Here is a 22,464-nt window from a genome sequence, read left to right as displayed (position 1 = left end):
AGGAAAATGAACCTTTCTCAACTAAGCCAAGAAATCTACGATCACCTTTACCGCGACATTGAAGAGTTCCGCAGTACTTTTGATCTGCCTGTTGCTGCTCCTGAAACAATGGACGAAAAAGGCGATACGCTACATACATCTCTAGCGATCGAAGAGCTAACAGAACTTGCAGAAGCTGACTCAAAAATCGAACAAGCGGACGCTATTGTAGACAGCGTTTATGTTTTGATGGGACGTCTGGTTCACCTTGGCCAAGCTAAGGTTGAAGACAACCTAGCAATCAGCTACCTGATCGACCTGCTATTGAATGTTTCTAAAAACCGCTCAATTGACTTCTTACCTTGCTGGGACGAAGTACACTCAAGCAACATGAGCAAAGTATGTCGCAACGAAACTGAATATGCTGAAACAGAAGCTTTCTATGCTGAGCAGAACATCAAGCTGATGGCGGTTCAAAAAGGCGAATACATCATCGCTAAGTGTGCGGAAGATTTCGTATCGGAAGGCAAGACAGTTCGCCAAGGTAAAGTACTAAAATCTGTACACTACCGTCCTGCGAACCTTGAGCCACTAACGGCTTAACTAAGTTTACGACTGAACTAAGGTTATGGCTGTAGCTCTTTAAAGCACCAGCGCACCAAAATAGCAAACGCCACGTTTAAATAACGTGGCGTTTTATTATCTGTCAGTTAATTCTAACTGTGTTAATCGTAGCTAAATGCTATACCAGTCGAGCCATATGATAAGCCGCCACATATTCGCCATTTCTGAAAGCGAACCCTGCGGACTCTCCTTCAATCACGAAACCGAACTTCTTATACAGGCTGATCGCTCTTTCATTATCGGTGTATACCGTTAACTCCATTCGCTTGATGTTAATCCAGTTATCACACAAGTCGATCGCGGTCGCGAGCAGCTGACTACCCACACCTTTGCCTAGCGCATCGTCTTTAACACCCATACCAAATGAAGCCACATGTCGTCTTCTTGGATTCACGCACACTTCCATTCCCAAGTTGCCAACAATCTCATCGTCGATCATCGCGACATACGAGTACACGTTATCAGGCATATTAGAGATTCGTTTTTGCCAGCTTTCCAGAGATGGATTTGGGAGTTGCAGCGTACCGGTATAAGCATTAGTGCATTCGTAAACTTCTTTTATTCCCTTTGCATCTGACGGTTCAGACCGTCTCACTATAATACTCATCGCAACTCCTACTATTTTCATCGCTAAATATGAAACACATCCTTAATGTGCACCTAGACACACTATCAAATAGTGAATATTTAACAATAGGTTAGATGAACTTATCTTATTGGGCTTAATTGATACTGAGTAAACGCCCTCTCTCAATATCTTGCTCAAGTACCTCCGGCGTTAAATCGCCATGTCCATGGTGGTCATGATTATGGTGATGACCATGATCGTGTCCGTGGGAATAACCTTTGTGTTCATTTGCTCTTTGAGCTAACTTGTGTGAGTCCAAATAGGTATCAGTTAAATCAGCACAATATTCTTCGGTCCATAAACGTCGAGCCTCATCATCACTCATGATTTGCTCGGCTTTAGGGCCCAATTTGTCCATGTAGAACATCCCCAGCTCCTCACCTTCTACATTGGCGTGGTTGATAAGGTTCATAAACGCAGGCTCTTGATTCTCATCTGATAGATGACCATTTTTGTAACACACGGTTAGACCAATAATATCGTCGCCAAGTTTCTCTAATTCAGGGTTAAAATGATTGTGACTATGATTATGTTCGGCAGCGGCGACAAGCATTGGAGTAAGTAAAACACATGCGATAGCCAGTAGCTTAATGGTATTTTTCATGGGATAGACCTTCTGTATTTTCGAATACAAATTTGATTAGTTGGCTGACTTAGCTTCTTGTGAGATGAGCTAAGTTAAGGGGAACTTCAAGACCATTTCAGCCTGAGTACCCCTCTGTCTCACTACAAATAATCAATATGATTGGATAACGAGGCTCGATATAACGAGCGTTCTATAGACAAAAATCACTTATCAACTACGATTCTTGCTGGTGCGATGGTGTAAGTCATTGGCTTCACCTCCCATTCACCTTTTGCTTCCAATGCAACCGCTAGTGCTTGCGCCTCTTCACATACCTTCGCTGGTTTTCCGTCAGCCCAGTATGATGGACCCGAAGTGTAGCCGCACATCACTGAAAACGTGTGTTGCCCATTCTTTGTGGTGTATTCCGTCATAATGACACCACCTTCTCCATGCGTTATTTTTAGCGAGCCTTCATCGGCGACATGCATTGCATCGGAAGGATTCGGTTTGACATACGTTGTGTAGGTCCCGCCATCTGACATGGATTGGTTGTCATACATGGTGTAGCCTTCTTTTTCTGAAGGTAAGGTCAGTTCGTAGTTAGGATCAATATCCGCTAAACGTTCTGAGTTATTCGTCGCACCAGGTTGATAGTTGTGAGCATTGGATTGTCCGTTAGCGAAAACAGACGCTGACACTAAAGATAGAATGACGACCGCTAAAATTGATTTTTTCATAATGAACTCCAGATATTCTAAGCAAAGAAGTGGTAAGCAATAGTTTTATGATTGAGTAAGAGAATGGGTTTATTTACCTAACTTTTTAGGATGTGAGGGCAATATCAGCCCTCACTGCAAATACCCTATTTGTTATCGGTTCCTGCTCCTTCACCAGGCTCAGTTGGACGACTTACCGACTTGCGCTCAAGGTTGTGGTGAGCACGCACTCTATCCATGTATTCTTGCTTGGTGTTCATACCTTGCTTCATTGCTTCTGGTACTTGTTCAGCTGGGATCACGATGTCACGGTCGACTGGCCACTCAGTTAACAGCTCTGGATGGTAGCCTTCTGGGTAGTACAGTTTAGGATCTAACTCTAAATCACGAATCTCTTGTTCTTGTATGTCTTCACGGCTATTTTTCGGTAATGGAATTCTAAAGTCAGACCCATCTGCCATATCAAATTGTGGCGCTCGCGCATTCGGGAAATCAGGTAAAATACCTTCACGAACCCACGCATTATCTTTAGTCATGTTAACGACAATGCCATCTGGTGCGCCGAAGTGGTAAGGCCCTTGCCAATGGTGGCGAACCTCTGCAACGGTTTCCTCATTGAGATATGGGTCGAATGTCATGTGCGTTGTCATGAACAAACGCGGCTGTACTTCATTGGCCACATAACCCGCCGCGTACGCTGGTGTATGGTGAGTATCAACGGTGTAACGTGCTAAGAATGGCGGCACGCCTTGAATAATCGAAGACACACCAAACGTTTCGGTTTGCAGTTCAGTAATGAACAAGTCTGCGCCTTTTGCGTATTTCAAATCCAACTCGGTTGGGCGACCGTCTCCTGTCCAAACAAATGAAAGCACTCGGCCGTCATCTTGAGTCCAATTCAAGCGGTAACCAGACGCGCCATCTTTTGCGTGACTGCGTCGCCAGTGAATCACTTCCACATTGTCTTGGTCATAGATAACGCCACCGTCGTCGCGGAAATCAAACTCGTGTACCACTATGTCGTTGCCTGATGGGAACACATCAAATGCATCGGTGTGCCAGTTCAACATTTGCTGCATGCCTTCAATCATATGACGAGTGCCATATTCTGGAGTCGCACCACTCGGGCCATAAATGTTAAGCGGCTTTTCCCAGCGACCATTCCAACCACCAAATTGATACAGGTAAGGTAATGATCCGTAGTGATCTACGTGTAAGTGAGTAATGAAGATATGGTCGAGTTCATTCATCGCGACACCCGCCGCTACGTAGTTCGCAATTGATCCTTCACCTAAATCAAAGACAAAGTTCGAGCCGTTACCCAATTCGACGTATATCGAGGTGTTTGCCTGCCCCGGGCGAATCATTGGTGATGTCCCCATGAACGTGACACGCATTTCATCCGGTTGAACTTCTTCAGTTCGTGGGAACCAGTTGGCGCCCGACACCATGTGATCGCCATAAGGTGCAATGCCCTCAAACATCAAGCCTTCTTTCCAACCTGAATTGGTTTCTTTGCGATAGTCACCATTGTTTACACCGCCCATTAACACAGAAAGCACTTCTTCTTCTGAAGAGTACAAGTTCCCCTTAGGTTGAGTGCTCAGATACTCTTCAAGGGTTTCACCCTCGTGATATTCAAATTTCTCGAGTTTTTGAATATCAGAGTTAGTCTGCTTAGTGTTGTATTGCATCATTGGGTCAGCAGCAAAAGCGGTGGTCGTGATGATCATTGCTGTAGAGATGATTGATAATTTTGCGAAAGTTCTCATAGTTTCACCTATCGGTCTGAGTATTTAGTAAATGAATGAAGTTCCTTCCTCACTCCGATGCAAACAAGTTTATTAATAAACAGAACCTTGATATATAGTGTAAACTTTACTTAAAACCTCCATTTCATTTATGAGTTAATAACGACTCCACCATGATTTGGATGAGTGGCAATAAGAATAGAGGGAACTGAATTTGGACCTTAATCTACTGACGACATTTTTGGCCGTTTACAAACACAGCTCTATCACCGTGGCATCAGAGCAGCTCGATATTTCTCAACCCGCGGTAAGCGCGGCGATTAAGAGGCTCGAAGGGGTCGTGGGCAAGGCTTTATTTGTGAGAGAAGGGCGAGGTATCGCGCCCACTGGAGCAGCGGTATCACTCGCTAATAAGATAGAAGACCCATTGAACATCATTGGAACGGTTGAGCAGCAAAAGAATGACCTTAAAGTCTATTGCACAGAGAGCTTGCTTCATTTCGTTAGCCAGGTTGAAGGCGTAAGCTTTACGGAAGCGCCGCTCGAAGAGGAAGAACTGTTTGATGCGCTTACTGCACAAAAAGTGGATATCGTCATTGATGTACTTTCGAGTAAGAAACACTCATTGATTGAAGAAACCATCGTCGATGAGGAACCCGTGTGTCTGACTCGAATTAACCACCCTCGAATTGGTGAGACACTGAGTAAAGAGGAGTATTTCCAAGAGGAACATATTGCACTCAAGATCAAACGCGCCAACATGAACACAGTCGAGTTTTTATCAGAGAGCGATATCGAGCCGAGAAAAGTCAGAATTGAAACCAGCTCAATTTCAAGCATGCTGATTTTGGCGAGCACGACGGATTATATTGCCGCTTCTACTCGTTCTTTTGCAGAAATGCTCGCACCGGCGCTTGGCTTACGCGTTCACCCTATCCCCATCAAATTAAGACCGATCACGTTTCGGATGCTCTATCACCGCCGTTACGCTAACGACGAACAACACATCAAAACCCGCGAAGCAATCAAGTCGGCATTAAGAAAACATAAATGAAACTGAGGTTTTAACTAAAGTTAACCCTATTAATATAAATTCAATTTAATCACATACTCTCCAGCAAGTTAATTCAATAGAACGACACTGGAGAATCCATGAAAAAACTTAACCTTATTGCTCTACCACTTACGTTACTCAGCAGCGCAGCGTTTGCGACTTCGACTCAAGTTTACATCGAACAAAACGTTGCCTCTAATGCTGCTGATAACGGTGTCTACACCACAGAAGCTGGCGCATTAATCGATACCTCAGAAAATGGACAAGTCTATATAGGTTTTGATGACCAAGGTTGGTTAGCAGCGGGTTACGGCCACGACTTTCACATCAGCGAGTCCTTCACGTTCAACCTATACGGTGAACTCGGTAAATGGGACAACGGTGAAGAGTTATTAATCGAAGGTATTATTGATTACCAAGTCAATGATAACTTCAATGTATTCAGTGGATTGGGATATAACCAGTCAGGGCAAGTACTCGAGAATGTAAGCGACACCACGATCAACACTAATAAGTTCATCGCCGGTGCGGGGTACTCACTCTCAGGCTGGGATTTAGCTTACCAATACACTCACGAAAACAGTGATGGATCCAATGGCGGGTTTACCCACAACGATGACAACGTAATCTTTCATCAAGGCGACTACCGTACCAATGAACACGAAGTCGTTCTCTCTAAGAGCATCGACGACTGGACACCCTACGTGAAATACACCTATTTCAACACCAACGAAGGTGACCTTTACTTGAACGGCCAATCGATGGGCCCGATCGACAACGACAGCATCATCACACTTGGTTTGTCTTACGACTTCTAAATATCTCAGATTCAATTCTCATAGGCAGATGGATTTGCCCACCTTTCGAGGGCACTACTATGAAAATTACTTCTCAACGTAACAAAGTCATTAATATCGCTGCAGCGATCAGTATCGTTTTGTTTTCTGCGATTCCCACCTACGCAAGTGCTGATCACTTAGATTTCCATTATCTAGAGTCGAGTTATCTAGAAACCAGCTATCTAGACTCCTCCTTCGTCGAATTCATGACACCAGATTTTGATCAGGGGTATCTTAACGATGAGATTAAGCAAAACCTTACTCTGGAATAATTCTTCAACACATTACAAAACGTTATATAGCTCTTGTTTTCTATATAACTCTCATCTTCTTATAGAGCCGTGCTGAGTGATTAAGACTCCGTTCCTGAATCACTTTTTCTAGGCTGATGACATTCAAAACCGCAAATGCAGACGCTAAAAAAGACACCACACTCGTCAAAAAGTGTGGTGTCTTGGTTATTATTGCAAGGCTAATTAACTAACAATAGTTAAGATTAGTTGGCTGGACGCCAAACGCCCCATTTGTCATTTTCGTAAGTCGCTTTAGGGTTAGTACCACCTTGAACCCACCATTGTGCTTTCCATGACTGGTTCGAGTAAGTCACGACTTCGCCACCAAGGTAAGTCGCTGATGAGTCCCACGTACCTGGATCTGGCGTAGGGTCTGGGTCAGGAGTCGGATCAGGATCCGGCGTTGGATCTGGGTCTGGTGTTACGCCACCGTCATCAGCAATTACTTCAAAAGTGAAGGTTTCAACACTGTCGCTTTCAATCGAGCTAGCCATAAACGATAAAGTTTCGTTTGCAGTGATGCCAGTGGTATCAACTACGATAGAAGCCGTGCCGTTATTTTGAATGCTTACAGAAGTACCTTGAGTTTGAGTCAATGTCGCCGCTTCGCTTGTTGCAATTACAACTTTGTCGCCAGCATTCACTACGTTGTCACTCTTCACTAGCTCGTAGATGTCGCCTTTTAATGGTTCAACACCACCGTCGCCACCATCAATCAGCGTTAACTGACCAGAAGCACGGCTATCTTTTGAGTTAAAGAAGTTACGTGAAGGATCGTTTTGGAAGTACATGTAGTGCTGCATTTCAGCGTGCCAATCACCAATGAAGATCGCGCCATCTTTAAACTCTTCGTGCCAGCCGTTAATCTCTGAAGCCAACAAGCGAGCCCAATCGTTAACGTTTGAAGCGTCGATAACGATGTCGAAGCTACGCGCGACTTCACCGTACTTGTTGATGATGTCGTACTTAACCGTATCACCAATTTCTGGCGTACCAAACTGGTCAGAAACAAACAGGTCGCCACGGACTAGATCAGGTTGAGGTGTAGGATCTGGTGGTGGAGTTGCTCCCCCCGTGATAGTGATGTCTGAACAGTTGTAGAAACCTTCACCTGCAGCATCGTCACGTTGCCAACGAACGAATAGAATCGCATCGCCAGAACGGTCTGAAGGAATAGTGACATTAATGCGGTACTTGCCGCCATTAACCGGAACGTTACCCTCTTCTTGGATAAGATCTAAGTCTCCCCACGCTAGGCCTTTGCTTAGGTCGGCGTTTGGTTTGGTTAGGTAGAACTCCCAGAATGACGGGTTGTGTGGTGCAGTCGCATTGAATACATATTCAAATGTACCAGTATTTAGCTCGGTACGAGTCCAGCCTGTATGAGGTGCACCCATGCCGCGTTTTTGCGAATCATTGGCGTAACATAACGTGCCGTCAGGAATCGCCGCTTTTACAGCATTGATGTTGTTGAAATCTTGGATATTTTTCGCGTACTCGTTACGTTGAACAAACGGGTATGAACCCGAAATGTCTTTTGCTTGAGCACACGCAGCATTAGGTGGTGTACCCGACCAAATCCCGCCTTGCTCGTAACACGTGTTCTGACGCGCGCTTGGAAACTCAGACCAACCATGAGCATTTGCCACTGACGGCACACTCGATAGCATAGCCATACCCACTGCTATTTTTAGAATATTATTATTTATTGTTGTCACTTTCCCACTCTCTATTATTTTACCCTAAACACAAAACCAATTGGTTACTAACCAACCAGCACTGTAATTCGAAGGTTTATAGTTTCTGACTTAAAGAACAACGAAAAATATATACGTCAATTTTATCAATAACAGCGGGTTTTATATTGATAGGAATCAGCATCACACAACTCAAACAAATGCGTTGTAGATAGATGATGTTGCTTCGAATTATGACGTTTCAGTATTCTATGTTGATTGAGGGAACATTATTCGGAATGAATAAAAAAGCGGCTTTATGATTAAGCCGCTTTGGGGATATAAAGGCGTTAGGTAGTAAGAAGATATTTAATAACGGCTATGCATGCCCATGCGATGTGACATGTCATCGTCCATACGACCGCCCTTCCAACCGCCGCCACCCAATAGATTAAGTACATCTCGCGCTGTGTAGTCTTCTCCGCCAAAGAAGTCATTAGACACATCATTACGCAGCAACTGAATAGTTGGAGCTAATTCAACAGCAAGATCTTGTGGATCCGCAAACAAGGCTAAAGCAATCTGTTGTTGGCGTTTACTCAACTCACGAGAACTTGTTTCAACCTGCCCAATAGAGAAGAAATCACGGCTTCCGTAGCTCTTCACCATCTTTGCAGACAATGACTTAATCACCTTTTTGATTCTTCTTCTTTGGATATATCTAAACATATTTGCTTCCTTTACTAACTCGCCTTAAACCCAATGAGCAGCTTAACTAATTAGTCTTTTAACCAAACAAAAGATAGGTCTGATTGTCGACTGAGATACTTTTGACTTCGGTGTTGAACACGGACTCTAGCTGCTCAGGGGTAAGCACTTGATCAGCTGAGCCTGATGCTTGAAGTACACCTTTATCGAGCAACAACACTTGGTCTGCGTGTCTTAGTGTTCTGTTCAAATCATGGTTAGCCATGATCACAGCGATGCCCTTCTCTGCCACTCGTTCAATGAGCTTGTACAACAAGGCTTCTTGAGCAATATCCAACGGAGCTGCGGGTTCGTCGAGGATCAGCAGCTTCGCGTATGGGTTAAGTGTCGGCCAAATTTGCAGGCACATTCCCGCCAAACGTACGCGTTGCCATTCACCACCAGACAGTGTCTGAATTGAGCGATGAAGTTTGTCTGCAATGTCTAGCATCTGGCTGATTTCTTCCAAAGCTGCGTTGATTTCAGCATCAAGGCCGTGTGAGGAGCTTGGCAGTGACAATGCAAGATATTGGAACACTTCTAAGTTGAAGGCTGGCCTTGCGCTTTGGCACAAGTAAGCACGATGCAATGATAAATCTTGTAAAGACAGCTCCGACAAATCCTGCCCGTCGAGCTTTATATCACCTTTGTAGCCATCACCAATACCAGATATCGCTTCGAGTAAGGTACTTTTTCCGCTGCCATTAGGGCCGATAACGTGAGTCACCTGCCCTTGCTTGAGCTCGAATGAGAGTGGTAATAAACGAGCGCCGACGCTCAGGCTCTTAATTTGAATCATGATTTTTAATTAACATCCAAATGAAGATAGGCGCACCGATACTGGTGGTCATCACACCCAAAGGCAGCTCTGCGGAATCTAATAAGGTTCTTGCACAGATATCAGCAAACACCAACAACGCAGCGCCAGCAACGGCAGACAAAGGAAGAAGGTATTTGTTATCAGTACCAATCGCTAAACGCAATAAGTGTGGCACAACCAAGCCAACAAAGCTGATCACGCCACCTAAAGCTACCGCGCAGCCGACTAAAATAGACACGGCGAAAATTAGACGCCAGCGCAATCTCGGTACGTTTACGCCTAACTGTGCGGCATGCGTTTCGCCAATCATTAACTTATCTAGCTTACTACCTTGCAGGCACAGCCAAATAATCACGGGGATCATCACCAACGTGAGCGAGTGTTGATACCAAGTGACGCCACCTAAGCTGCCCATCAGCCAATACATCAATAAGCGTAGACTTAAGTCATCACTAAAATAGAACGCCCATGTCACCATCGCGCCAGAAAGAATGCCTAACGCGACACCCACTAGCAGTAATTTAGCCGTGGTGAGTCGCATCGTTTTTACCATGCTCACCAGTATCACGGTGAAACAGAGCGAGCCTAAAACGGCGGCAATCATGAACAGTTCTGGTGTGGGAGCAAACGGCAAGAAGAACAGCACGATAACCATCGCCAAACTTGCACCACCAGAAATGCCGAGCACACCGGGCTCTGCTAATACGTTACCCAATAAGACTTGTAAACTTGCGCCAGATACGGCTAACCCTGCCCCGATAGCAATAGCCGCCAATAGTCGAGGTAAGCGTAAATCAATCAGTAGTTTTTGTTCTAACGTGGACAATGTGCCCAGAGGGGAAATGAAAAGATCGCCAACCATTAGGTAAATCGCACTCAGCGCGACAAGCAGTGCTGCCATCAGATAAATGGCTCTAGTCCATTTGCGCTGTTTTTGGTGAAGAAGTTGTTGGAAATCCATATCAAGCTACTTTGAAAATGTTCGCGTAACCTTACCTGTATCCCTAAATAAACTCAAGGCTCACACCGTAATGTGAACCTTGATATTTCAACCAGTTGAGCGGTTGTTTTCGTCGTTTAAACCCGAGTCGATATTAATCGTACACAAGCTGACCATGGTCGAATCGCGTTTCAACTTCACACACCATTAAGGCCGCTCGTTGACCGATAGCAACATTACGATTAGGGAACACCACCGCTTCGTTTTCATTCTTAGCCATTAACGGTTTATCACCATCATGACCGAATACTTCACCGTGCTTGAACGCGGTAAAGTTCTCTACAGAATCTGAGAACATGAAATCGAAGTCATCATGTAAACGAACAATGGTTCTGCTCACGCGATAAGTGATGGTTCGCTTAGGTAAATGCTCTGGCTCAACTTCAGCAATCAAGTTACGCATCGCCAAGTCAAAAGCCGTTAGCTTATCAAGTTGGTTCTCACCAATTCTCGCGACCTGCCCTAGTTCCATTGTCAGTGCTTGCGCTTCGAAGTTTTCAGCACTGTACCAACTGAATGTACTGGTTGGCGCATTTGACAACAACACTGCTTCCACGTGCGCACTGTTAATGAAATCAAACAGCTCTTTACTGCGTACTTCGTGGCGAACTTTAGGGCTCACTGCAAACGAGTAATGCTTAGATAAACGGATTGCACAGTGCAAATCTAGATGCCAACGAGTGGCAGGTTCCGTTTCTTTGTAAAACTCAGTCACCAAGAACTTCAAGTTCTTCGCGATATCCACTTCTCGATTGCTCTCGTACTGCTTTTCATCAAACAGACGATTCATGTTCACATCAAGAAAACGAGTATGCGCGTTAGTGGCTTCTGGGTGAGCTATGATAAACAAGCATCTCGCGTTTACTACTTGGAAACCTGTTTCAATATCCTCAATGAGCTTATCGATCAGCTCCATTGGTGAAGTTTCGTCGCCATGAACACCGGTTGAAAAAATGATGTTCTTGGTTTCAGAATTAAAATCCGCGGGAATCACTTCCAAGACACCGCGTTGATGAAGCTTAATTTGAACACCGTTACTCAGTACGGTCTGTCCTGCAAACACTTCTTGCTCAAGATCTAGGCTGTCAAAAAGAAATGATTGGCGAAAGAGGGTCTTCGTCATGCGCTACTCCTTAATTGCACGGCCGTATGTTAATAAATTGTACATAGAAATTGTGTTGCTAGGATCGCACTTATCAACAGAAACTCCGTTATCACTCACAAATACTACCCATATATTTTTATATTACCTGCTGACTTTACTAACCGACATCTGTTCCAAATAACTTTCTCTATTTAAAGAGACTTTTGGTTGTTTCGGCTTATCTCAGGTTATGCCAGCAAGATAAGAGCCACGTAAGCTAACACAGCTCTTACCTGCTATGAACAGATTGAGATCAATTAATCTTCCTGATCGAGCAATCTTTCAAATTCATCGATTTGAACTTTGACCATGTCGATGCTTTGTTGCCAAAAATCAGCTTGAGTCAGGTCCATTCCTAAGTGCTTTTGAACGACTTCTTCCGCCATCATGCTGCCCGTATCACGAAGCAACGAAACGTAATCGCTGTAGAATTGCTCACCTTTCGCATCGCGCTGAGCGTAAACACCTTTACTGAACAGGTAACCGAACAAGTATGGGTAGTTGTAGAAGCTTACTTGAGAGATGCTGAAATGCAGTTTGCTCGCCCAGAAGTAAGGGTCAGCTTCTGTCATTGCATCGCCATACCACTCTTTCCAAGTCGTTTCCATCAAGTCACACAGCTGCTGAGCCGTTAGCTCGCCTTTTTCACGCTGCTCGTAGAAGGCTTTTTCAAACTCAAAACGAACGGGAATGTTCACCATTAATGCCAAAGAAGAAGAAAGCTCTTCCCACAGCATTTCAAGTTTCTCATTACGTGTTTGTGCTTGTTTTAACAAATGGTCTCGAACGATATTTTCAGCAAAGATCGAAGCGGTTTCTGCTAGCGTCATTGGGTAGCGTGTTTGACACAACGGCATGTCTTTCATCACCCAGTTGTGGAACGCGTGGCCTAACTCGTGTGCCAATGTCATTAAATCTGAGCGGCTACCGCTCCATGTCATGAACACAAGCGGAGTGCGTGTAGCAGCAAACTTGGTGCAGTAAGCGCCTAAACGTTTGTTGGCTGCTGGTGCGGCATCAATCCAACCATTATCAACCATCAAAGCGACAAAATCAGCCATCTCTGGATTTACTTCAGCGAACGCAGTTTTGATCACGTCGATCGCCTCATCAAATGGGTAAACCTTAGATTCAGCGTCACCCAGCGGTGGCATTGCTGCTAAATGGTTCCAAGGCTTCATTTCATCGAGCCCGTGAACTCTTGCCATTAACAGGCCTGCTTTCTGGCCTACTGCTCGATTTGCCTTGGCTACCGACATCATGGTGTCTAGCGTTTCTGGCACAATGCGGCTGCCGTGTAGGCTTGGATCTAGGAAATGTACGTCGCTTATCTTCGAGCGCTTTTTGTTTTCCGTCAGTCGCCAACCCGCCAATGCATTTAGGATCGAAGCAAAAGACTCTTGATGCGTTTTCATCGCGCCTTGAACGGCGCGCCATGCAGGTTCTTGTTTGCCGAATTCGCTTCCGTACAACAGGCTCGCGGCTTGTGAAAAACCTAGGGCTTCCTCTTCACCGTCCAGCTTTAGCGACAGTTTTAAAGATCCGGTTAGGTTGTCGTATAAACGACCCCATCCGTCACGACCATCAACCTTCATCGCAGCTAATAACTGCTCTTCAGCAACACTGAGTCGACTGCTTGATAACTTACGTGAGCTTTCGATAGCAAAGCGTTGCCCTGCAACATCCGCGCTCTCATGCTCTAATACTGCATCAATAAATTCTGGCTCTGCGTGAATTAGCGTGTCTTCGTAAGGGCTGAACGCTTGAGACATTTCAGAGTTCAGCTTCGCTACACGACCAAGCAGTGCTTTGGCTTCTGTGTGCGTCGCGTCTACCGATGCGTGACAATTAGCGAAGGTGTTGATTGTGCTCAGTAACGTGCCTGCCGCTTCAGAAGTTTGAATGGCGTTTTGCATCGCTAGAATGATATGACGCTTTTCAACGTGTAGGTTCAACAGCTCAATGCACTGCTGAATGAGTTCAATGTCCTGTTCGATTTTTGCATCATTAAGATCGCTATAAGCAATGCTTAGATCCCAACTTGGTGTTGTCATGACTAAATTCCTTTCACGTAGGTAGTAATACCAATCAGGTATAGCGGCTGTGAACGCCGCTTTATACTTCTATTTATATTTCTGTTTCTATTTACAGATCTAAAAGATTGTTAATTCTTAAACTGTGTTTTTTGAACACTCAGAGAACAGGTATCCCTATCGATTTAACGCTGATAAAGCTCTGCGCAAACTGAGTGATTTGAATATGCGTTATCGATGCGTTTTCTATCGATAACTTCGAGTACAAACTCGGGTTTTTCCAATCAATATTAAGGCAGTGCGCTAGCAGTATGCGAATCACACCACCATGAGTAACCAACAATATGTTGTCACTTGAATCATTCAAAAGTTGCGACCAAGCTTGAGTTACTCTGTCGTGGAAGCTCTGTAAACTTTCTGCGCCAGTTAATTGATGATTAGCAGGGTCTTTCCAAAAGGTTTCTAACATTCCCCACTTGTCTTCAAGTTCATCAAATGGGACACCATCTACTTCACCGAAGTTCATTTCCTGAAAACCCGATGCAACTGATAAAGGCACAGACATACGCTCTGCAAACAAGCTCGCGAGATCACCACATCGTCTTAGTGGAGAGCTAACCACGCTATCAAAGGTAATGTCTTGTGTAGTTAGTGCCTCACATATCTGTTCTTGAAGATCAGAGTTGACCAGCACATCAGATAAACCATTGAGCGCAGCTTTTCCTTCGACTTTGCCATGTCTTAACAAATAGATGTTTTTGGTTGTTCCATTGACCATGTGTGCGACCTAGCCTTGAATATCAAGCAAGTGATTAGATGGTTTTAAGTGCAGCGGCAATCCGGCAGCAACCAGCGTGACGCGCTCAACGACGCGAGCTAGCGCTTGGTTCATTCGTCCTGCATTGTCCACAAACAAGCGAGACACTTTACCCAGCGGCACCACACCTAAACCGACTTCGTTAGAGACCATGATAATTTGCGCCGGACTTTGCTCGACGCTTTTGACCAATACTTCAACCACGGCTTCAACCTGTTCATTAGTTGCGTCATCACCCAGTTCAAAGATGATGTTGTTCAACCACAAGGTTAGGCAATCAATCAATACCACATCTTCTTTCTCAAAAGACTGCAGTTTTTCGGCTAATTCGACGGGTACTTCATGCTCAATCCACTGCTCGCCACGACGTTGTTGATGGTGCGCGATTCGTTCTCGCATTTCATCATCAAGATATGTCGCTGTCGCAATATAATTGAGGCGTCCATTTGAACATGCTTCAAGCACACATAATGCTTGTTGCTCTGCAAAACTCGACTTGCCAGAACGAGCTCCACCCAATACCAAATGGCTGTTTCGCTGACTTGCTTGATTAATTTGATTAGCTTGAATAGTTTCATTCGTGTTGGTCATAGGAAGCCGTTATAGAAAGCCATTGTAAAATGCAGTAATGAATACAAGGTAAATCAGCAACTCCATCAACTGTTGAGCCGCACCCAAGCAGTCGCCAGTAAAGCCGCCAATTCGAGCCAATAACCACGTTTTAAAACCTGTTCTGAACAGATAGGCGACGACAGATAAAACCAAAGCGAATTCAAGACCAAACCACAGGCTAGGCAGCACGCCTACCAGCAACAAGAAGACAAGTTCGCCTTTGGTTTGCTTGTTGGCCAATGGTTTACTTTTACTGGTATCTAAATCACTGACATAAGGCATGTCGTAAATTAGCGATGCAGCAATCGCGCGGCTAAAGGTATAACTGGTCACGATTACCATAAACAGTCCCGTCATGCTTATGAGTTCATTCAACAGCACCCACTTGCCAAGCAGAGCCATAATCAGAGCAGACGCACCATAAGTACCGATTCGACTGTCTTTCATGATGGTCAAACGGCGTTCTAGGGTCATGCCGCCACCAATGCCATCGGCCATATCAGTCAAACCATCTTCATGGAATGCGCCAGTGAGCATCAGGCTAAAACTCATCATCAAAAAGATGGCCACTGCACTCGGCAGTATTGCATCGAGTAGCAAGAACACACCACCACACAGAACACCAAGTAACAAACCAACCGTTGAAAAGTAGCGACCAGAACGGTTCATTCGCTCTGTAGAATAGGGCGTGTTTTTCGGCATTGGCAAGCGAGAAAAGAAACCCATCGCCAGCGCAAAAAGCTCCCACTGATAAGTAACTCGATCTTTCAACGATCTTTCTGGTGCATCACTCATTAAACCGTGACTCCAGCACTTTCGAAGCTCGCCATGTTGTTATAGAACTCGGCTGCCGCACGAATGATTGGCATAGCTAGCGCAGCACCTGTGCCCTCGCCTAATCTCAATCCAAGATCGAGCAGTGGCTCAGCGTCGAGCAGCTCTAACAGAATTTTGTGTCCTGACTCTTCAGAGCGATGGGCGAAGATCATATAGTCTCGGCAACTCGGTTCAATTAAAGTCGCGACATACGCCGCAACCGACACGATAAAGCCATCGACTAATACTGGGGTTTTGTTTTGGTAAGCGCCAAGGAAAGCACCGACCATTTGAACGATTTCATAGCCACCGACTTGTGCGAGTACCTCTTTAATATCTTTAACTTCATTCGCATCTAAACCTTTGCAACGCGCGACACCTTGCTCAACCACAGCCACTTTACGTGCAAGCTGTTCATTGTTGATGCCAGTGCCTAGGCCAACACACTCCGCTGCAGCACGATTCGCTAATGCACTTAAGATCGCTGATGCGCTGCTGGTATTTCCGATACCCATTTCACCAAACATGATGATATTGGTGCCATTCGAAATGGTTCTAGAGACAAGATCTGTACCCAGTTCAATCCCACGTTCAACCGTTTCTAAAATCATTGCCGCTTCATTGGCAAAGTTATTGGTTCGCGTACCCAAACGCTGAGAGATCAACATGTCACTGTCTGATTCCACAGGCAACAATATCCCCGTGTCGACTACCGTGATATCGATATTATTCACCGCACAGAAGCAATTGATCGCCGCGCCATCGCTTAAGAAGTTCAACACCATCTGTTGTGTTACCGCGCTTGGAGCAATACTCACGCCTTCGTCAGCAATGCCATGGTCGCCAGCAAAAATGATGATACTTGGCTTATTCAATTCGATGTGTTCAACCGCAGCTTCTTTGCCTTGGCTCTGAATCAAAGCCAGTTGATGTGCGACTTTTTCTAGTAAGCCAAGTGCGCCAAGTGGCTTGGTTTTTTGGTCAATTCGGTGTTGGATGTACTGCGAGTATTGGGTATCTAACATAGTTTTTAAAAACGCTTATTCTGGGTACGTTGATATAGGGCTGCTACTTAGGTATTGCTACTTAGGGCGTGCGACAGAAAACACATTGGAAAGCGTGGCGTATTCACCGCCACCCAATCGAGATAAAGGATCAAGTGCTAACGCGTCGATCTTAAGACGCTCACTGTCTTTGTCGATCACGTCTTCGGAAATGTACACGGTTTCGACTTGAGCAAAGATAAGGCTTTGTGGCACTTCTCCAACCTCTTTTACTTCGTACAAGGTGCATCCAAAAGCGACCGCGCACTCTTTCAATCTCGGTAAAGAGAAGCCTTCAAATTCAACCAGATCAATGTTATTCGCGGTGACTTCCGAATCACCATGTTCAAGGGTAGCTGCTGTCGCCGTCATGGTTTCGGCAGAACTTGAAGAAGCAATGTGAATCACTAGCTTACCCGTTTCTAGGGCATTACGAGTGGTATCTTTGATTTCGCCGGACGGCTTCTTCCCAACCGATAACATCAGTAACGGCGGATTACTAGAAACAGGCGTGAAATAAGAGAAAGGCGCGAGGTTGTACTCTTGGTCAGAAGATTCCGTCAATGCCCACGCAATCGGGCGAGGAACAACGGTTTGTGTCATCAGGTGATAAATCTGAGTGGGAGCAAGAGTATCAAGCTTGAGGTTCATAGCACGTCCTTGGTCTATGTGAATTACGACTCAGTTTACGTGTTAAGCAAGGCTGTATCTATGGCTATGTGGCAGAAACCGCAGAGAGTGTTCTTAATTTAAACAGATCACACTGGTTTTTTCTCAGATTGACAGTCAAATTGACGAACCCTAAAACACAAATAATACTGATAATACTGATAATACTGATAATACTGATAATACTGATAATACTGATAATAGATTTATCAATAACTTACATTTTGGCATCGTTTATGCGTTATCTAAATTACTTATTAATCTCTCCATTGATAAGTACCCATACAGTGAATGCCCACAACACTGACGCTACACGAAGAAAGACAAAACAGAACAACGATTTAGGAGGTGTAATGATTCCAAATTCAAGTAAAAGAAAACCAAATAAATCAAGTAAGAAAGCTAGCAAAAAGGTAAGGAAAATCCCACTGTCCTTTACCTAGTAAGAAGCAAGAAAAGTAACAAAGCCCGTCGCCCAGCGGGCTTTGTTATGTTTAACGCCTAACTTAAGTTTCAAACCGCATTTATCTTTCCCACCGCCATTATGTTTCATATCGTACTTATGCTTCAGACCGTACTTATGCGTCGAGCCAAACTAAATCATCTCTTTTTCCATAAACAGGCGACTCCCCACATACTACTGACCACTCGTTTAACAAACTTTTATTCGCTTAAAATTCAAACACTGTTTATATTAAACAAGCACTTGTGGAGTGAAGAAGGGATTAAAATGAGCATTTCTGGAGACAAAACATCGGTCGTGGTGGCTGGTGCAACCGGGTTAATTGGTCATCATGTGATGAAGTTGCTCATCGATGAACCCGCCGTTGATCATATCTATGCCCTATCTCGCCGAGCGTTAGATTCACAGTTTGATTCCAACAAGCTCCACACACTCATTCACAGCGACCTGCAAGTTACCAGTTGGGATGACACGTATGCGACGCCTAATCTTGGCGTTATCTGCTTAGGTACGACTAAGAAAAAGGCAGGATCAAAAGAAGCGCTTCGCAAAATCGATGTGGAACTGGTTAGCCAAGTCGCACAGTCGATGAAGTTTCTTGGGGTTCAACGCGTAGCGGTCGTTTCTAGCTATGGCGCTTCACCAGATTCCTATTCGCACTACCTTCGCTGTAAAGGACAAATGGAACAAAATTTAAAACGTATTGGCTTCAAGCAGCTTTTCATCGCACGCCCTGGGCCTCTGGTGGGTGAGCGTGATGAACCTAGAGCTGATGAAAAACTCCTGCAAAGCATCTTTCCTTTAGTCTCTCCCTTTATGTTTGGTCAGTTCAAAAACCTACGCCCTATTCAAGCGGAAGACGTCGCGAAGGCAATGTTGTTCCGATTATTCGAAAATAATTTCAAAAATACCGAAATTTACTCGTCAAGTGACATGCTCAATTTATTGGCAAAATATCGCTAAAAAGCTCACCTATTCATCACAATGTTGAATATCCCCCCATCCCATTGAGTGGATATTACTAATCGTTCTAATAAATTACTTTTCCTTATTTTACGTTTTGTAACAGAACGTTATTTTAGCAGCAGTACTGACACCTATACATCTAGGTGCCTAATTGATTTAGAGTTATTCATAAGGAAAACAAATGTCACTTTCAGCTATCGCTGCCTTAGCGGTATTCACTGGTATCCTCTTTTTTCTCTACGGACAGCAGAAAAAAGAAAACACACTTTCTCGCCTCGTTTTACTCGGTTTAGTTTTTGGTAGTGCATTTGGCCTTGGTCTACAGCTGCTATTTGGTGAAGGCAATCCCATCATCAAAGAGACACTAGACTGGGTAAACATCGTTGGTCGTGGTTACGTTGGATTGCTTAAAATGGTAATCATGCCATTAGTCTTGGTTTCAATGATTGCGGCTGTAGTGAAGCTTGAAAAAGGCGGTTCACTGGGCAAGATTTCTGGTATCACTATTTCTGTACTGCTAGCAACAACCGCGATTTCTGCGATTGTTGGTATTGTTGTAACGCAAGCATTCGGCCTGTCTGCTGAAGGTTTAACAGAAGGCGCTCGCGAAACAGCACGTATCGCAACACTTGAAAGCCGCATCGGTAGCGTTTCAGACTTAACAATTCCACAAATGCTGATTAGCTTTATTCCGACTAACCCATTTGCAGACCTAACGGGCGCTCGCTCTACGTCTATCATCGCTGTGGTTATCTTTGGTGTGCTAACGGGCATCGCTGCTCGTAAAGTGATGGCAGAGAAAGAAGAACTAGAATCTCCGATCCGTACGTTTGTTGAAGCGGCACAATCTATCGTTATGCGCTTAGTTAAGATGATCATGGCACTAACGCCATACGGCATCGCAGCGTTAATGGCGAAGGTAGTTGCAACATCAAGTGCTTCTGACATCCTCAGCCTACTAGGTTTCATCGTTGCATCTTACGTTGCGATTCTACTGATGTTCGTCGTACACGGTGTGTTGGTTTCTTTTGTTGGTGTAAACCCGAAAGAGTACTTCCAAAAGATCTGGCCTGTACTGACGTTCGCTTTCACGTCTCGTAGTTCTGCAGCAACAATTCCACTGAACGTTGAAGCTCAAATCACTAAGCTAAACGTGCCACCAGCGATTGCTAACCTGTCTGCCTCTTTCGGTGCGACGATTGGTCAAAACGGTTGTGCGGGTATCTACCCTGCAATGCTAGCAGTCATGGTTGCGCCTACAGTTGGCATCGACCCAATGGACATCAACTTCATTCTGTCTCTGATTGCTATTATCACAGTGAGCTCATTCGGTATTGCTGGCGTAGGTGGCGGTGCAACGTTCGCGGCGCTTATCGTACTTCCTGCTATGGGCCTTCCTGTAACGATTGCAGCACTGCTTATCTCTATCGAGCCACTTATCGATATGGCACGTACGGCGCTTAACGTATCTGGTGCTATGACAGCCGGTACGATCACAAGCCGCCTATTAGGCAAGAAAGACAAGCAACAAGATCTGGAACAAGCGAACGCTTAATGGGTTCGATTGATTCATGCACTTGAGTCTCGTTAAACAAAAAAACCGATGCACATGCATCGGTTTTTTATTATCTGTTACTTCTAACTTCCATTACTTCACGAGCAACAGCTTAGAACACAAGTTGAATGACTTTTTCGGCAAGTGCTTCATCGTCGTCTTCACTTAATCCGCTGACACCAATAGCGCCAATCACCTGCCCATTTAATTCAATGGGAACACCGCCTTTAAAGCCAGTAATCTTTGGGTCAGTCCAGTAACTTAAGTCTTTACCAGTTTCTCTCGCCCAAGCACCTAAGTTACCGCTTGGCTGTCTATCTCTTGCAGATGTATAAGCTTTGTTCTGTGCTAACAATCCGGCTTGAACACTCACATTATCCATGCGAATAAACGCCAGTAACTCACCGTGCGTATCACACACGCTCACCGCGATTGCTTGTTGATTACGCTCAGCAATGTCTAGAGCGTTAGACACCAGTTGTTGCGCGATCTTTTGATTCAACATATTCATTCCTTATGGCAGTGCTTGACCACGTGAGTACACGTATAGGTTGTACCACTCTTCACGAGACAGGTTTATCTGAGTCGCGACTGCCAAAGCTTTGATTCGCTCTAGATTTGTGGTGCCAATTACAGGTTGGATACGAGCAGGGTGACGAAGCAAAAATGCCAACACAATCGCTTCACTTTCTACGCCATATTGGTTCGCTAACTGAGCCACGTAGTGCGCTGTCTTTTTCACGTTTTCATGTTCTGAATACAAACCTTGCTCAGCAAATCGGCCTTGTGCCAAACAGCCCCAAGCTTGCAGTTGGATGTTATTCAATTGGCAATGTTCAAGAGTGCCTGCGGCGAAGTCTGATTGATGGTGCCCTTGCGAGTTAATCATCACCCCATCATTCAACCAATCCAATTTGGCTAAGCTCATCTCAACTTGATTCGCGATGATGGGTTGCCCAAGCGCAGATTGCAGGTACTGAATTTGATGGCTGTTCATGTTCGACACACCAAAATAATCGACCTTACCTTGCGCTTTTAAGTTCTCTAACGTTCTTGCTAGCTCATCGAGTTCCATCAAAGGATCAGGGCGGTGCAATAACAGCACATCAAGCTTTTCAGTATTCAATCGATTGAGAATACCGTCTACCGATTGGCCTACCCAATCAGCCGAGAAATCATAACGACCAACATTGCCCTCGCCTTCAAAACGAATCCCACACTTAGATTGAATGAACATCTGTTCACTCAGATCAGGCGCTTGTTGTAATGCTTGACCAAAGGCTTGCTCAGCTTTGCTGAAGGTATAGATATCCGCATGGTCGAATAAGTTAATGCCCGATTCTAGTGCGGTGTCGATTACGCTTCGTGTTTGAGCAACATCCGCACTCGTCACTGGATTATCATTCCAGCCACCACCTAACCCCATGCAGCCATAGGCAATTTGCCCAACATTCGGTAGATAATTTTGTAATGGGATACGCTTTTTGTCATTCGTTTTGTTTGTAGATTCAGTGCTGTTCGTCATATCGATTCTCGCTTAGAAGATTTGCTGACCAGAAATATGCCTCTATCATATTGTTCTTTTTAAAAAACAGAATATGCTAGTTACGAAATGATTGTTTGATATGACGAACAATAGATTGGTAGGAAC

23 protein-coding genes are annotated in these 22,464 nt (G+C 44.7%); 6 read left to right on the top strand and 17 right to left on the bottom strand.

Annotated features, from left to right (window positions below):
• Positions 1 to 6: 6 nt before the first annotated feature.
• Entirely contained in the window at positions 7 to 582 is a 576-nt protein-coding gene (locus AB6D93_RS02655; RefSeq protein ID WP_017059167.1) for a nucleoside triphosphate pyrophosphohydrolase family protein, read from the top strand.
• 139 nt (positions 583 to 721) lie between these two features.
• Here AB6D93_RS02655 and AB6D93_RS02650 read toward each other — a convergent pair whose 3' ends face one another.
• The 4 genes from AB6D93_RS02650 to gntH form a co-directional block, all read right to left on the bottom strand.
• A complete protein-coding gene (locus AB6D93_RS02650) occupies positions 722 to 1,210 on the bottom strand; it encodes a GNAT family N-acetyltransferase (protein ID WP_102333262.1) in 489 nt (162 codons plus the stop codon).
• 115 nt (positions 1,211 to 1,325) lie between these two features.
• Positions 1,326 to 1,835 carry a hypothetical protein gene (locus AB6D93_RS02645; protein ID WP_017070904.1) on the bottom strand — a complete coding sequence of 170 codons (510 nt, stop codon included), beginning with the start codon at positions 1,833 to 1,835 and terminating at the stop codon, positions 1,326 to 1,328.
• 185 nt (positions 1,836 to 2,020) lie between these two features.
• Positions 2,021 to 2,536 (bottom strand): hypothetical protein, encoded by a 516-nt coding sequence (locus AB6D93_RS02640; RefSeq protein ID WP_017068282.1) that lies wholly within the window; start codon positions 2,534 to 2,536, stop codon positions 2,021 to 2,023.
• A 125-nt stretch (positions 2,537 to 2,661) separates the two neighbouring features.
• Entirely contained in the window at positions 2,662 to 4,287 is a 1,626-nt protein-coding gene (gntH, locus tag AB6D93_RS02635) for a guanitoxin biosynthesis MBL fold metallo-hydrolase GntH (protein ID WP_017068281.1), read from the bottom strand.
• Between the two features lie 193 nt (positions 4,288 to 4,480).
• Here gntH and AB6D93_RS02630 point away from each other — a divergent pair, with 193 nt between their 5' ends.
• From AB6D93_RS02630 to AB6D93_RS02620, 3 genes are all read left to right on the top strand, one after another.
• The gene (locus tag AB6D93_RS02630; RefSeq protein ID WP_017070907.1) at positions 4,481 to 5,320 is read left to right on the top strand and encodes a LysR family transcriptional regulator; all 840 of its coding nucleotides are present in this window, start codon (positions 4,481 to 4,483) and stop codon (positions 5,318 to 5,320) included.
• Positions 5,321 to 5,418: 98 nt separating this feature from the next.
• Positions 5,419 to 6,138 carry a hypothetical protein gene (locus AB6D93_RS02625; RefSeq protein WP_102333261.1) on the top strand — a complete coding sequence of 240 codons (720 nt, stop codon included), beginning with the start codon at positions 5,419 to 5,421 and terminating at the stop codon, positions 6,136 to 6,138.
• A gap of 59 nt (positions 6,139 to 6,197) precedes the next feature.
• Positions 6,198 to 6,431 carry a hypothetical protein gene (locus AB6D93_RS02620; protein WP_102333260.1) on the top strand — a complete coding sequence of 78 codons (234 nt, stop codon included), beginning with the start codon at positions 6,198 to 6,200 and terminating at the stop codon, positions 6,429 to 6,431.
• 224 nt (positions 6,432 to 6,655) lie between these two features.
• Here the strand turns inward: AB6D93_RS02620 and AB6D93_RS02615 are convergent, their stop codons facing one another.
• The 11 genes from AB6D93_RS02615 to AB6D93_RS02565 form a co-directional block, all read right to left on the bottom strand.
• Positions 6,656 to 8,122, bottom strand: coding sequence for a lytic polysaccharide monooxygenase (locus AB6D93_RS02615; protein ID WP_102333405.1), 1,467 nt, complete (start codon positions 8,120 to 8,122; stop codon positions 6,656 to 6,658).
• A gap of 375 nt (positions 8,123 to 8,497) precedes the next feature.
• Positions 8,498 to 8,857 (bottom strand): DUF6559 family protein, encoded by a 360-nt coding sequence (locus AB6D93_RS02610; protein WP_017066163.1) that lies wholly within the window; start codon positions 8,855 to 8,857, stop codon positions 8,498 to 8,500.
• A 58-nt stretch (positions 8,858 to 8,915) separates the two neighbouring features.
• Positions 8,916 to 9,674: a vitamin B12 ABC transporter ATP-binding protein BtuD gene (gene btuD, locus AB6D93_RS02605; RefSeq protein ID WP_102333259.1), complete on the bottom strand. Its 759-nt coding sequence runs from the start codon at positions 9,672 to 9,674 to the stop codon at positions 8,916 to 8,918.
• Positions 9,661 to 10,656, bottom strand: a complete 996-nt coding sequence (btuC, locus tag AB6D93_RS02600) for a vitamin B12 ABC transporter permease BtuC (protein WP_017096955.1) — start codon at positions 10,654 to 10,656, stop codon at positions 9,661 to 9,663. Before btuC ends, btuD begins: the two co-directional genes overlap by 14 nt.
• A gap of 133 nt (positions 10,657 to 10,789) precedes the next feature.
• Entirely contained in the window at positions 10,790 to 11,818 is a 1,029-nt protein-coding gene (locus AB6D93_RS02595; protein ID WP_017059157.1) for a succinylglutamate desuccinylase, read from the bottom strand.
• A gap of 278 nt (positions 11,819 to 12,096) precedes the next feature.
• Positions 12,097 to 13,893 carry a M3 family oligoendopeptidase gene (locus AB6D93_RS02590; RefSeq protein WP_102333258.1) on the bottom strand — a complete coding sequence of 599 codons (1,797 nt, stop codon included), beginning with the start codon at positions 13,891 to 13,893 and terminating at the stop codon, positions 12,097 to 12,099.
• Between the two features lie 139 nt (positions 13,894 to 14,032).
• On the bottom strand, positions 14,033 to 14,650 hold the full coding sequence (gene cobC / locus AB6D93_RS02585) for an alpha-ribazole phosphatase family protein (protein ID WP_017059155.1): 618 nt from the start codon (positions 14,648 to 14,650) through the stop codon (positions 14,033 to 14,035).
• A gap of 9 nt (positions 14,651 to 14,659) precedes the next feature.
• Positions 14,660 to 15,280 (bottom strand): bifunctional adenosylcobinamide kinase/adenosylcobinamide-phosphate guanylyltransferase, encoded by a 621-nt coding sequence (gene cobU, locus AB6D93_RS02580; protein ID WP_102333257.1) that lies wholly within the window; start codon positions 15,278 to 15,280, stop codon positions 14,660 to 14,662.
• A gap of 9 nt (positions 15,281 to 15,289) precedes the next feature.
• A complete protein-coding gene (locus tag AB6D93_RS02575; protein WP_102333256.1) occupies positions 15,290 to 16,096 on the bottom strand; it encodes an adenosylcobinamide-GDP ribazoletransferase in 807 nt (268 codons plus the stop codon).
• Complete coding sequence (gene cobT / locus AB6D93_RS02570; protein WP_102333255.1) at positions 16,096 to 17,142, bottom strand: nicotinate-nucleotide--dimethylbenzimidazole phosphoribosyltransferase; 1,047 nt, start codon at positions 17,140 to 17,142, stop codon at positions 16,096 to 16,098. The genes AB6D93_RS02575 and cobT overlap by 1 nt, the downstream gene beginning before the upstream one ends.
• Before the next feature lie 57 nt (positions 17,143 to 17,199).
• Positions 17,200 to 17,811 (bottom strand): flavin reductase family protein, encoded by a 612-nt coding sequence (locus AB6D93_RS02565; RefSeq protein WP_017065519.1) that lies wholly within the window; start codon positions 17,809 to 17,811, stop codon positions 17,200 to 17,202.
• A 748-nt stretch (positions 17,812 to 18,559) separates the two neighbouring features.
• On the opposite strand from AB6D93_RS02565, the gene AB6D93_RS02560 reads away from it, so the two are divergent.
• Both AB6D93_RS02560 and AB6D93_RS02555 read left to right on the top strand, forming a co-directional pair.
• The gene (locus AB6D93_RS02560) at positions 18,560 to 19,255 is read left to right on the top strand and encodes an NAD-dependent epimerase/dehydratase family protein (RefSeq protein WP_102333254.1); all 696 of its coding nucleotides are present in this window, start codon (positions 18,560 to 18,562) and stop codon (positions 19,253 to 19,255) included.
• 184 nt (positions 19,256 to 19,439) lie between these two features.
• The gene (locus AB6D93_RS02555) at positions 19,440 to 20,813 is read left to right on the top strand and encodes an L-cystine transporter (RefSeq protein WP_102333253.1); all 1,374 of its coding nucleotides are present in this window, start codon (positions 19,440 to 19,442) and stop codon (positions 20,811 to 20,813) included.
• A 112-nt stretch (positions 20,814 to 20,925) separates the two neighbouring features.
• Here AB6D93_RS02555 and AB6D93_RS02550 read toward each other — a convergent pair whose 3' ends face one another.
• Positions 20,926 to 21,318, bottom strand: coding sequence for a heme-binding protein (locus tag AB6D93_RS02550; protein WP_017066157.1), 393 nt, complete (start codon positions 21,316 to 21,318; stop codon positions 20,926 to 20,928).
• 9 nt (positions 21,319 to 21,327) lie between these two features.
• Positions 21,328 to 22,338, bottom strand: a complete 1,011-nt coding sequence (locus AB6D93_RS02545) for an aldo/keto reductase family oxidoreductase (protein WP_102333252.1) — start codon at positions 22,336 to 22,338, stop codon at positions 21,328 to 21,330.
• Positions 22,339 to 22,464: the final 126 nt, after the last annotated feature.

Source organism: Vibrio sp. 10N.247.310.23 (assembly GCF_041467155.1).
Taxonomy (GTDB): Bacteria; Pseudomonadota; Gammaproteobacteria; order Enterobacterales; family Vibrionaceae; genus Vibrio; species Vibrio crassostreae_C.
The sequence above is the reverse complement of the archived record's forward strand: the minus strand, read 5'-3'. Positions and strand labels throughout refer to the sequence as shown.